Here is a 12514-nt window from a genome sequence, read left to right on the forward strand (position 1 = left end):
AGATGGACGAAGGCCATATGGAACCATGGAAACGAGCTTCGTTAGTGTCGGCAACGACTAAACAAGAAGCAGAAGGCCGGATCAGCGAAAGCGGCAGCAGCCCCGAGAGCTGGACCTGGGTGGAAGGTTGCGTCTGGACGGAGGCCATGTTGGCGGCTCTGGGTAACGGAGTCAAAGGAGGTAAATGGTTCAGTCTGATGGACAAGGTCTACGCGCCAAAGACGCTGGCAGCGGCTTGGCAACGTGTGCAAGCCAACGCCGGCGCATGTGGAGTGGATCAAATGAGTGTGGGAATCTTTGCCGCCAATTCGCAGCGTTATCTGACTGAACTGAGTCAGGCGATACGATCTGGCAGCTATGAACCGCAAGCGATACGCAGAGTCACCATCGCCAAGGCAGGAGGCGGCGAACGTCCTCTGGGCATCCCGACGGTAAAGGATCGGATAGCACAAACAGCCCTCAAACTCGTCCTCGAACCCGTGTTCGAACGCGAATTTCTGGACAGTAGCTATGGATTCCGACCGCAACGCGGTTGCAAAGACGCCCTGCGCGAAGTCCAGAAGCTACTCAATGCTGGCCGGGTCTGGGTGGTCGATGCCGACCTCAAAAGCTACTTTGACACCATCTCCCACGAGATGCTGATGGAGAAGCTCAAAAGGCGCATAGCGGACGGCAAGGTACTGCATCTCATTGAACGGTATCTTCAGCAAGAAATTGTTGCACAACTAAGTCACTGGGTGCCCACGATGGGTTCGCCACAGGGAGCGGTGATCAGCCCGTTACTCGCCAATGTGTATCTGCACGACCTCGATCAAGAAATGGCAAATGCAGGCTACAAAATGGTTCGCTATGCCGACGACTTCGTCGTGTTGTGCGAAAGCCAGGAGCAGGCGCAGGCAGCATTAGCGCGTGTCACAGAATGGGTGCAAGTTCATCAGTTGACGCTGCATCCTGACAAAACACATAATGGAAACTGTATGGAGCGCGGGCAAGGATTCGACTTCCTTGGTTACCGATTCGAAGCAGGCCACCGAAACATCCGACGCAAAAGCATCAACGCATTCCGCGACAAAGTCAGAGCCCTGACGCGCCGCAACTGTGGTCAGAGCCTGAAATACTTGGTGGATCGCCTCAATCCCATGTTGAAGGGCTGGCTTGGCTACTTCAAACATGCGAAGGGAGGCATATTTGCCAACTTGGACGGATTTGTGCGACGTCGCCTGCGGTCAATCTTGTGCAAACATAACAAGCTGGGGTACTACCACAGGAGTAAAGCCATCAGTCAACGCTGGCCGAAAACCTACTTCGCAAATCTCGGGCTGTTCACCCTTTACGAAGCTCGGGCCGCAGCGAGCCAACCCCGATGTGGAAATTCTCAAATGGAGAGCCGTATGCGGGAAAACCGCACGTACGGTTCGGAGGGAGGGGTGATCTGATCATCCCTACCCCTATCCTGCTACACCACCCGCCGCCGTCGATTTGACGTTACTGCTTGACGCAGTCCACGAAGTAACCCATCTTGCCGTCCACTTCGCGCTTGACCAGGCCGTGCACGTCGGTTTCGAAGCCGGGGAAGCGCTCGTTGAAGTCGCGTGCGAAGCGCAGGTAGTCGACGATGGTCTTGTTGAAGCGCTCGCCCGGGATCAGGAGCGGGATGCCCGGCGGGTATGGCGTCAGCAGGATCGCGGTGATGCGGCCTTCCAGGTTTTCGATCGCCACGCGCTCGATTTCGCGGTGCGCCATCTTGGCAAACGCGTCGGACGGCTTCATCGCCGGGATCATGTCCGACAGGTACATTTCGGTGGTCAGGCGCGCCACGTCGGACTTCTTGTAGAAGTCGTGGATCGACTGGCACAGGTCGCGCAGTCCCCAGGTCTCGTAGCGCGGGTTCGCTGCCGCGAACTCCGGCAGGATGCGCCACATCGGCTGGTTCTTGTCGTAGTCGTCCTTGAACTGCTGCAGCGCCGTCACCAGCGTGTTCCAGCGGCCCTTGGTGATGCCGATCGTGAACATGATGAAGAACGAGTACAGCCCGCACTTCTCGATGATGACGCCGTGCTCCGCCAGGTATTTGGTGACGATGGACGCAGGGATGCCGGTGTCGCCGAACTGGCCGTCCAGCGACAGGCCCGGCGTGACGACGGTTGCCTTGATCGGGTCGAGCATGTTGAAGCCGGGAGCCAGCTTGCCGAAGCCGTGCCAGTCGTCCTCGGCGCGGATCATCCAGTCTTCCTGCGTGCCGATGCCTTCTTCGCTGAAGGTGTCCGGGCCCCAGACCTTGAACCACCAGTCGTTTCCGAATTCTTCGTCTACCTTCTTCATCGCGCGGCGGAAGTCCAGCGCTTCGAAGATCGACTCTTCCACCAGCGCGGTGCCGCCTGGCGCTTCCATCATCGCCGCGGCGACGTCGCACGACGCGATGATCGAGTATTGCGGCGAGGTCGAGGTGTGCATCAGGTAGGCCTCGTTGAACGCGTCCTGGTCCAGCTTGACGGACTCGGACTCGCGCACCAGCACCTGCGACGCCTGCGACAGGCCGGCCAGCAGCTTGTGGGTCGACTGGGTCGAGAAGATCATCGACTCCTTGGCGCGCGGGCGGTCGCGGCCGATCGCGTGCATGTTCTTGTAGAAGTCGTGGAAGGTGGCGTGCGGCAGCCATGCTTCGTCGAAGTGCAGGGTGTCGATCTTACCGTCCAACATTTCGCGCAGGGTCTCGACGTTGTACACCACGCCGTCGTAGGTCGACTGGGTGATGGTCAGGATGCGCGGCTTCTTGTTGACGGCTTCGCGCGCGAATGGGTTCGCCTCGATCTTGCGGGCGATCGACTCTGGCGTGAACTCTTCCAGCGGGATCGGGCCGATGATGCCGAGGTGGTTCCGGGTCGGCATCAGGAATACGGGGATCGCGCCGCACATGATGATCGAGTGCAGGATCGACTTGTGGCAATTGCGGTCCACCACGACGATGTCGCCAGGTGCGACCGTCGAATGCCAGACCATCTTGTTCGAGGTCGAGGTGCCGTTGGTGACGAAGTAGCAGTGGTCGGCGTTGAAGATGCGGGCGGCATTGCGCTCCGACTTGGCGACAGGGCCGGTGTGGTCCAGCAGCTGGCCGAGTTCCTCGACCGCATTGCAGACGTCGGCGCGCAGCATGTTCTCGCCGAAGAACTGGTGGAACATCTGGCCGATCGGCGACTTCAGGAAAGCCACGCCGCCCGAGTGGCCAGGGCAGTGCCATGAGTAGGAGCCGTCGTTGGCGTAGTTGACCAGCGCGCGGAAAAACGGCGGCGCCAGGCTGTCCAGGTAGGACTTCGCTTCGCGGATGATGTGGCGCGCGACGAATTCCGGCGTGTCCTCGAACATGTGGATGAAGCCGTGCAGTTCGCGCAGGATGTCGTTCGGGATGTGGCGCGAGGTGCGCGTTTCACCGTAGATGTAGATAGGGATGTCCGCGTTCTTGTGGCGGATCTCCTGCACGAAGGCGCGCAGCGCCGTCAGCGCGAAGTTGGTCTCCTCGATCGAACCTTCGCCGAATTCCTCATCGTCGATCGAGAGCACGAAGGCCGAGGCGCGCGACTGCTGCTGCGCGAACTGCGACAGGTCGCCGTAGCTGGTCAGGCCAAGCACCTCCATGCCTTCTTTTTCCATGGCAGCGGCGAGCGCGCGGATGCCGAGGCCGGACGTATTCTCGGAACGAAAATCCTCGTCGATGATGACGATGGGGAAGCGAAATTTCATGGAGGGCTCCAAAGCGAAGCGCCGCGAGGGCTGTTACCGCAGGAATGCGGAACGTCGCTCACGGCACCGAAAAAATTAGATGCGGATTTTCGCAGAAATGTCCGCAATCCGGTGAAAAACTTTTGTAAGAGTAAGCACTAGCGGAAGAGTTTGTCGCACTCTTGCATTTCTGGAAATAAGTCAGGTCGCCCGCTCGTACGTCACGTAGGCAAAATCGAAGCCGTTGGTGTCGGAATGGTGGGTTTCGCGGGCGGTTTCCTTCCATGCGCCGGCGGGCGGCTCGGGGAAGAATGTGTCGCAGGCGAAGGTGTGCGCGATCTCGGTGACGATCATGCGGTCGGCCAGCGGCAGCGCCTCGGCGAAGATCTGGGCGCCGCCGATGATCGATGCCGGCTCTTCGCCGACCAGCGCGATGGCCGCCTCCAGCGAATTCACGACATCGACGCCTTCATGCGTCCAGCCGGCGTTGCGCGTGATGACGATGTTGCGGCGCTTCGGCAGCGGGCGGCCGATGGAGTCGAAGGTCTTGCGGCCCATGATGATCGGGTGGCCGAGCGTGACGCGCTTGAAGTGCGCCAGGTCTTCCGGCAGGTGCCACGGCAGTTGGTTGTTCACGCCGATGCCGCGCTGGGCGTCGATGGCGACGACGAGGGTCAGCTGGGTCATGCTCATACCGCCACCGGCGCTTTGATCGCCGCCTGCGGCTCGTAGCCGCGCACTTCGAAGTCTTCGAACTTGTAGTCGAACAGCGAGTCGGGCTTGCGGTTGAATACCAGCTGGGGCAGGGCGCCAGGTGTGCGCGACAGCTGCAGGTCGACCTGCTCCATGTGGTTCGAATACAGGTGGCAGTCGCCGCCGGTCCAGACGAAGTCGCCCACTTCCAGGCCGGCCTGCTGGGCCATCATGTGGGTCAGGATCGCGTACGACGCGATATTGAACGGCACGCCGAGGAAGATGTCGGCGCTGCGCTGGTACAGCTGGCACGACAGCTTGCCGTCGGCGACGTAGAACTGGAACAGCGCGTGGCAGGGCGGCAGCTTCATTTGCGGGATGTCGCCCACGTTCCAGGCCGAGACCATCATGCGGCGCGAGTCCGGAGTGTTCCTGATCTGGTCGAGCACCTGCGAGATCTGGTCGACGTGGCCGCCGTCCGGAGTCGGCCAGTTGCGCCACTGGTAGCCGTAGATCGGGCCCAGGTCGCCGTTTTCGTCGGCCCATTCGTCCCAGATCGAGACGCCGTTCTCCTTGAGGTAGGCGATGTTGGTCGAACCGTTGAGGAACCAGATCAGTTCATGGATGATCGACTTCAGGTGCACCTTCTTGGTGGTCAGGAGCGGGAAGCCTTCCTGCAGGTTGAAGCGCATCTGGTAGCCGAAAACGGAGCGCGTGCCGGTGCCGGTACGGTCGGTTTTCTCGGTGCCATGGTCGCGGACATGGCGCATGAAATCAAGGTATTGGCGCATCGTGGGACTCGTTCGGGTAAGGGCGTGATTGTAACTCAGAGCGCGCTTGCCAGCAGGGCGAGGGCCTGCCGCACGTCGGCGTCCGCCATGTCGAGCAAATTGTCGCCGACATACAGCTCGATGACGCTGGTGTCGGGCAGGGCGCCATGGAAGGCGCGGCCGAACAGCCATGTCTTGTGGTCGCGCGCGACATCGTTGCGGATCTCCAGCGCGCGCTCGCACGACACCGGCAGGTGCAGGTGGAGCATGTTCGCCTGCGGCTGCGCCGGATTGACGCGGATCGATGGGAAGTCGCGCAGGACTTCATACAGCCATTCGGTGCGGCGGAAGTAGGAAGGCATCGCAGCCAGGCGTTCGTCGAACTGCATCGCTGCCGCGATGACGTAGGGCGAACGGTGGATCACGTTGCCGCCTTCGCGGCGGAACCACTCGGCCGCGCGGGCGGTGAACTTGCGGCTACCGGCAAGCATCGCGCCACCGAGGCCGCCGATGCCTTTGTACAGCGACACATAGACCGAATCGAAGCCGGCAGCGATCTCCTTTGGCGTGCGGCCGTAGGCGGTGGCGGCCTCCCACAAGCGCGCGCCGTCCATGTGCAGGTGGGCGCCGCGTTCGCGGCAATGCTGCTTGATCGCCTCCAGTTCGTCCCACGACGGGGCCTGGCCGCCGATCTCGCGCATCGGGATTTCGAGCGCCACGGCGCCGAGCTTGTCCGGGATGGCCGCGAGGTCAGCTGAGGTAAAGGGACGATGGCGGTCCCCGGCCATCAGCGCATGGAAGTGTCCAAGCAGCTGGTAGTTCGAGCGCTCGTGGACGAGGATGTGCGAGGTCGGATGAAGCGCCGCAAGTGTGCTGCCGCGGTCCTCGCAGGCGAGGCGCAGCGCCGTCACCTGGGTCATGGTCCCGGTGATGCAGAATACGGCCGACTCGAAGCCGAGGATATCCGCGACTTTCTGTTCGAACTGCTGGATCAATTCGCCGTCGCCATAGACGTCGTGGGCGACATCGTTCGCCTCGCACCACGCAGCCATGGCCGCGAACATTTCCGCGGGCGACCGCGGGCGGTGACCCGGCAGGACTGTATGACATTGTTTCAGCAATTCAGCGTCAGTCAATTCAGGTTCCTTCTCGGCAAAAACTTTCATAAATCGGGGTCAGACCCTGAGCCTTCCCCTCAAAAATTGCTTGTAAACAGGCTGGATGCCTGTTAACTTCTAATCCCAAAAACGGCGCATGCATGGCTGTGTTAACCCTTTCGTTTGTAGCGACCAAACTGCGAACGAAAGGAACAGACTATGCATGCAGGACGAATCATACAAGATTTGTTAGCCGATCAATGCCCATCGATACACGCCAAACGCCGGCATTGCCTTGCCTTGATGATTGAGGCGGCGCGGAGTGGCGGGCTTGGTTTGCTGAAGATGAGTAAGTCTGTGCAAGGCTCGAGCTCATTGCGTCATCGCATCAAGCGCTGTGATCGGCTGTTGAGCAATCCCCATCTGGCGACCGAACGCGTGGAGATATTTCGCGCAGTCGCGCAGCGCGTCTTGCAAGGCCAATCGAAGATCAGCATTATCGTGGACTGGTCCGATTTGTTAGCCGACATCAGCCAACACGTGCTGCGTGCGGCTGTCGTTGTGAAGGGCCGCGCTATCGTCATCTATGAAGAGATACACCCCACCGCGCAGTATGGTGCGGCTTCGGTGCACCGCGAGTTCATGAAGACGCTACGCTCGGTGCTGCCAGCCCATTGTCAGCCCTTGATCATCACCGATGCCGGCTTTCGCGCCGCGTGGTTCAAGATGCTCGATCAACTCGGGTTTGCCTGGATAGGACGCATCCGAAACCGCGACATGGTGACCCCCAGTGGCAAAAGTGACTGGCGCGGTTGCAAAGAGCATTTCGCGGACACGAAGGGACGTGCACGCGACCTGGGGAGCTTCAATTACGTCCGTTCGAACCCTGTGCCATGCCGTTTGGTGATGATCAAGAGAGTACCCAAAGGGCGCACATGCAAGACTGTGTTCGGGAAAAAATCGCAGAGCCACCATAGTAAGAAGCAGAGCGCAGGGCAACGGGAGCCGTGGTTGCTGGCTGTTTCGCCACGCCTGTCGAGGCTCAGTGCCAAGGCGGTTGTTAATTTGTACCAGGGCCGCATGCAGATCGAGCAGACGTTCCGCGACCTCAAAAGCTCCCAATGGGGAATGGGGCTCAGCAGCAGCCAAACACGCAAGCCACATCGACTCACCATCTTGTTGCTCATCGCATCGCTGCTTGCGTTCGCGCTGTGGCTGATCGGCTTGGCCGTACGCCGCAACGGGTTCGCTGTTCACTATGGCAGTCGCAAGAAAGCGGCTGCCACCCTATCCATCCTGTCGCTAGCGCGCCACTGGCTGCAATATCACAGCTCGGCACTCTTAACGCGACGTCAAATCGCCGAAGCGTTGAACGAGCTCGGGTCCATGCTCGAGACGTACGAAATATGAGGGGAAGGCTCAGGGTCAGACCAGCATTCTCGCAATCCTTCTAAAATAGTGGTCTGACCCCGATTTAAGCAATTAATGCGTTACGTGGACGTTGTGGAACTGGAGGGCGGCGAGGTTGGCGTAGATGCCTCCCAGCGCGACCAGCGATGCGTGCGTGCCGGTTTCGACGATCTTGCCGTCTTCCATGACGATGATGCGGTCGGCGCGCTGTACCGTCGCCAGGCGGTGGGCGATGATCACGGTGGTGCGGCCGACCATCGCGGCTTCCAGCGCGCTCTGGACCAGGCGCTCGGATTCGGCATCCAGCGCGCTCGTCGCTTCGTCGAGCAGCAGCAGCGGGGGATTCTTCAGCAGCGCGCGCGCAATCGCGATGCGTTGACGCTGCCCGCCCGACAGGCGCACGCCGCGCTCGCCCAGGAAGGATTTGTAACCCTCAGGCAGCCGTTCGATGAATTCGTGGGCGGCAGCCTGCTTCGCGGCCTGGATCACTTCTTCGTCGGTGGCGTCGGCGCGGCCGTAGCGAATGTTTTCCATCGCGTCGGCCGAGAAGATCACCGTATCCTGCGGGACGATGCCGATCGCGCCGCGCAGTGTGTGCAGGTCCAGCTGGCGAATATCGACGCAGTCGAGCGTGATGGAACCTCCCTGCGGATCGTAGAAGCGCAGGAACAGCTGGAACAGCGTGGTCTTGCCGGCGCCGGAAGGCCCGACCACGGCGACCGTTTCGCCAGGCTTGATCGACAGCGACAGGTGCTCGAGCGCCGCCACTTCAGGACGGGACGGATAGGAGAAGGTGACGTCGTTCAGTGCGAGCGCCGCGCCATTGGCGGTGCGCGCCGGCAGCGCAAACGGCTTCGATGGATTCTCGATCGGCGACTTCACCGACAGCAGCTCCATCAGGCGCTCGGTCGCGCCGGCGGCGCGCTGGGCTTCGCCCATCACTTCGGACAGCGCGCCGATCGACCCGGCCACGATCGATGCGTAGAGGACGAACTGGCCAAGGTCGCCGGTCGTCATCGCGCCTTCCAGCACTGCGTGCGCGCCCAGCCACAGCACGAACACGATGGTGCCGAATACGAGGACGATGGCGATCATCGTCAGCAGCGAACGCGCGCGGATGCGCTTCATCGCGGTGCCGAACGCGCCTTCGACCAGTTGGCCGAAGCGCGTGGCCTCGAGCTTCTCATGGGTGAAGGCCTGCACGGTCGGCATCGCGTTCAGGATTTCTCCGGCCATCGCCGAGGCGTCGGCAATGCGGTCCTGCGATGCGCGCGACAGCGAGCGAACGCGGCGTCCGAACAGCACGATAGGCACAACCACCAGCACCAGCAGGCCGAGGATGATCGACGACAGCTTGGGGCTGGTCACGAACAGCATGACGAGGCCGCCCAGGAACAGCAGGGTGTTACGCAGGGCGACCGACACGCTGGTGCCGACCACCGCTTGGATCAGGGTGGTGTCGGTGGTGATGCGCGACAGGACTTCGCCGGTCTGCGTGGTTTCGAAGAACTCAGGGCTCTGCGTTACTACGTGGCGGTAGACCGCATCGCGGATGTCCGCGGTGACGCGCTCGCCCAGCCACGACACGGTGTAGAAGCGGGCGGCAGTCGCCACAGCCAGCACGGTCGCCACGCCGAACAGCGCGAGGAAGGTGGCGTTGACGTTGTCGATGTTGCGGGGGCCGGACGCTGGCGCGAACCCGAGGTCGATCATCTGCTTGAAGGCGTACGGAATGGCGAGCGTGGCGCCGGCCGCGAACACCAGCGCAATGGCGGCCAGCACGAACTGCTTGCGGTACGGGCGGAGGAAGGGCATCAGGCCCTTGAATGCGGCGAGGCTGCCTTTGGCGGTGCGTGGATCGGGCTGGGTGCTGCTGGTGGTGCTCTTGCTCATCGTGTCGGTGCTTATGTTCTGTTCTGTTTTTAAAGTTTCATTGGCCGGACATACCCTGTCAGTTCAAGGTAGCCATGCCCGGCCGGCGCGCCGTCGCGGCTGATCGTCACCGCGCCTTCCCAATACACGGCGCCGGTCGACTGCCGCGAATCGAGTTCCTGGTCGTTCTGCAAAGGCTTGATCTGCCAGCGGGTGCCGCCCGTGACAAGCGTCGTCGCCACCGGATATTCGGCATTGGTGCGCGGCGACTTCCACCGCGCTTGCGGAGTGAAACTAACCTGGTCGGGCGGGTATTGCGTGACCTTGCCGGCGGCATCGCGCAGTACCGCATGACCCCATAGTTTACCACCTCGCTTGCTTCTTATCTGGAAAGCCATCAGCGCCGACCCGTCGTCGAGGTTCGCGCCCAGCCAGTCCCACCCGCTGGCCTCGGGATCGAGCGCCTCGCTCGACCACTCGTGATCGAGCCATGCCGTCCCTTCGACCGCGCGTGGCGCAGCCTTCGCGTGGCCGACGGTGCCGCTCACTTTCAGGTGCGGCTCGCTGTAGTAATAGCTGGCGTGGCGTGCTTCCGGGCCCTTGCGCGAGAAGCCGCGCTCGCCCTGCGCCAGCACCGGCTGGGTCGGCGCCAGCCGTAGCTCCAGCGCCACCTGGCCGGTCTTGATGCTGACGGTGTAGCTGCCGTCGGCGCTGCGCCGCATGCGCCAGTCGTCCAGTTTGAGGTCGGTGGTGCCGGTCTTTGCGTACGCCAGGCCGAAACCCTCGCGCGCGGAGCGCTGGTCGTGCGCCAGCTTTCCCAGCGCCGGATCGGACACCGCCGCGTGCCCGATGATCAGCTGCTTGGGCGCGAACGCACTTGGGTTGGCCGGATCGTGCCCGGTGCGGCTGCGGAAAAAAGTCACCTGGAAGCCGAGCGGCTTGCCGTCGGCGGTCTTCAGCCAGCCGGTCACATACCACCACTCGGTGCGGAATTCGGGATGCGACCCGTAGTCCTGCGGGAAGGCCAGCGGCCTTCCTGGCCTCACGGGGGCGAAATCGGGCGGGCCGGCATGGCAGGTTTGCGCCAGCAGCAGGAGAAGCATGAGCATCAGGCGCATTACCAATCCTCCCTCACCGCGCGAATCGGCCCGCCCGACAGCGCGTACCGGCCCGACACCAGCGCCGTCAGCACCGATGCGCCGAGCAGCACGGCGGCCACCGTGCCCACGAGTCCCCAGGGCACATGCAGCTGCATCGACCAGTGGAAGGATTGCGGGTTGACCACGAAGACGAGGATCAGGCTGATGACAAGTCCCAGCACGAAGCCGCAGGCGATGCCAAGCGCGGTCAGCGCGCCGCCCTCGAGCGCGAGGATGCGCAGCACCTGGCCGCGCGTGACGCCTACATGGCGCAGCATGCCGAATTCCTTTTCCCGCGCCAGCGTCTGCGCCGAGAAGGTTGCCGCCACGCCGGACAGGCCGATGGCGATAGCGATCGCTTCCAGCAGGTAGGTAACGGCGAAGCTGCGGTCGAAGATCGTCAGGCTCATGGCGCGGATCTCGCCCGGCTGCGCATATTGCAGCGCGTCGCCGAACGGCAGGGCCTTGATCTGCGCTTCAAGTTGTGCGGCCTGCCCGCCATCCCGCAGCCAAAGCGCCACCTCATTGATCTCGCGGTCGCCGGTCAGCGCGCGGTAGTCGGACATGCGCAGTTGCACGGCGCCGGACTGGCTGGAGTAGTCGCGCCAGGTGCCGGCCACGAAGAATTCGTGCAGGCGGCCACCCAGCGGCAGCGAGAGGCGGGTTCCCGGCATGGCGCCGTACAGGTCGACCATAGCCTCGGATACCCACACCGGCATCGCGCCGGCCGGAGGCGTGACGGCATCCCCAGTGACCACCATGGCCTTTCCGGGATCGGCCGGGTCGATGTTCCTGGCCAGCAGGCCGACCGGCGGCCGCGCGGCGTCGAGCGACAACTGGCGGCTGCGCTGGAATTCGATCCGGGAAACGCCCGGCAGAGCGGCCAGCGCGGCCTGTTCCTTCGGCCCGAGCGCGCCGGCCGCACTGCTGGAGCCGGTGCGCACGTACAGGTCCGCGGGCAGCAGCTGCACCAGCCACTCGTCCAGCGAAACGCGGAAGCTCGACACCATGATGGCCATCGCCACCATCAGGCTGAAGCTGGCCAGCACGCCGCCCAGGGCGATTGCGGCCTGGCCGGACGCGTTGCCGAGGCGCGCCAGCGCCAGCGCGAGTACCGGCGATGCACTGGCGCGGCGGTTGAAGGCGCCAAACAGGGCCCGCGCCAGTCGCGGCATCAGCCCGATGCCGCCCACCAGCAGCAGGGCGATCGACAGGTAGCCGAACAGCGGCAGCTCCATCACTGGCGGCGCCTGTGTCAGCGCGGCGGCAATGGCAAGGCAGGCCAGCGAAGGCCACACGCGGTCTAGCCGCGAGAGCGCGGTTTCATCGGCGCCGGACTTGAGCGCGGCGGCCGGCGCGGCGCGTGCGGCTTCCCATGCCGGCGCCAGGCAGCCCAGCAGCGCCACGCCAAAACCGAGCGTGAAGAAGACTGCGGCCGCAAGTGGGGTAAATTCGACGCTCGGGCGTACACCGGCGAAGTAGCCGGCGCCAAGGTCGCCGCCAAAGAAGTGCAGCGCCGCCGCAGCCAGTGCGTAGCCGGCGCCGATGCCGATCAGCGAACCGATGACGCCAAGGCTGGCGCCTTCCAGCAGTACCTGGCGCAGGAGCTGCCCGCGTTCCAGCCCCAGTACGCGCAGCAGGGCGAACTGGCCGCGCCGCCGCACCACCGCCAGCGCCTGGGTCGAAAACACGAGGAAGGCGCCGGTGAACAGCGCGACCAGGGCGAGAACCGTCAGGTTCACGCGGTAGGCGCGGCTCATGTTGTTGGTGCGGCTTTCCTGCTCCTCGTCGCCGGGCTGGCCGACCAGGAAGCGCC

9 protein-coding genes are annotated in these 12514 nt (G+C 63.1%); 2 read left to right on the forward strand and 7 right to left on the reverse strand.

Annotated elements, in window-relative coordinates; translation table 11 throughout:
* The first annotated feature begins 2 nt into the window (after nt 1-2).
* A complete protein-coding gene (ltrA, locus tag D3872_RS07440) occupies nt 3-1436 on the forward strand; it encodes a group II intron reverse transcriptase/maturase (protein WP_220476899.1) in 1434 nt (477 codons plus the stop codon).
* A gap of 49 nt (nt 1437-1485) precedes the next feature.
* On the opposite strand, the gene D3872_RS07445 is transcribed toward ltrA, so the two are convergent.
* The 4 genes from D3872_RS07445 to D3872_RS07460 all read right to left on the reverse strand — a co-directional run bounded on the left by D3872_RS07445 (nt 1486) and on the right by D3872_RS07460 (nt 6316).
* Nucleotides 1486-3738, reverse strand: a complete 2253-nt coding sequence (locus D3872_RS07445) for an arginine/lysine/ornithine decarboxylase (RefSeq protein ID WP_119810177.1) — start codon at nt 3736-3738, stop codon at nt 1486-1488.
* 180 nt (nt 3739-3918) lie between these two features.
* Nucleotides 3919-4404 (reverse strand): dihydrofolate reductase, encoded by a 486-nt coding sequence (locus tag D3872_RS07450; protein WP_119810178.1) that lies wholly within the window; start codon nt 4402-4404, stop codon nt 3919-3921.
* A gap of 2 nt (nt 4405-4406) precedes the next feature.
* Complete coding sequence (gene thyA, locus D3872_RS07455; protein WP_119810179.1) at nt 4407-5201, reverse strand: thymidylate synthase; 795 nt, start codon at nt 5199-5201, stop codon at nt 4407-4409.
* Nucleotides 5202-5236: 35 nt separating this feature from the next.
* Nucleotides 5237-6316, reverse strand: a complete 1080-nt coding sequence (locus D3872_RS07460) for a threonine aldolase family protein (RefSeq protein ID WP_119810189.1) — start codon at nt 6314-6316, stop codon at nt 5237-5239.
* Nucleotides 6317-6622: 306 nt separating this feature from the next.
* Between D3872_RS07460 and D3872_RS07465 the strand changes: the two genes are divergently transcribed.
* On the forward strand, nt 6623-7687 hold the full coding sequence (locus D3872_RS07465; RefSeq protein ID WP_182915718.1) for an IS4 family transposase: 1065 nt from the start codon (nt 6623-6625) through the stop codon (nt 7685-7687).
* A 72-nt stretch (nt 7688-7759) separates the two neighbouring features.
* On the opposite strand, the gene D3872_RS07470 is transcribed toward D3872_RS07465, so the two are convergent.
* From D3872_RS07470 to D3872_RS07480, 3 genes are all read right to left on the reverse strand, one after another.
* On the reverse strand, nt 7760-9580 hold the full coding sequence (locus D3872_RS07470; RefSeq protein WP_119810181.1) for an ABC transporter transmembrane domain-containing protein: 1821 nt from the start codon (nt 9578-9580) through the stop codon (nt 7760-7762).
* A gap of 29 nt (nt 9581-9609) precedes the next feature.
* Nucleotides 9610-10677: a lipocalin-like domain-containing protein gene (locus D3872_RS07475; RefSeq protein ID WP_119810182.1), complete on the reverse strand. Its 1068-nt coding sequence runs from the start codon at nt 10675-10677 to the stop codon at nt 9610-9612.
* Nucleotides 10677-12514, reverse strand: a 1838-nt coding sequence (locus D3872_RS07480) for an FtsX-like permease family protein (protein WP_147373827.1), incomplete at its 5' end; no start/stop codon positions are given. The genes D3872_RS07480 and D3872_RS07475, both read right to left, overlap by 1 nt.

The organism is Massilia cavernae, from assembly GCF_003590855.1.
Classification (GTDB): domain Bacteria; phylum Pseudomonadota; class Gammaproteobacteria; order Burkholderiales; family Burkholderiaceae_D; genus Telluria_A; species Telluria_A cavernae.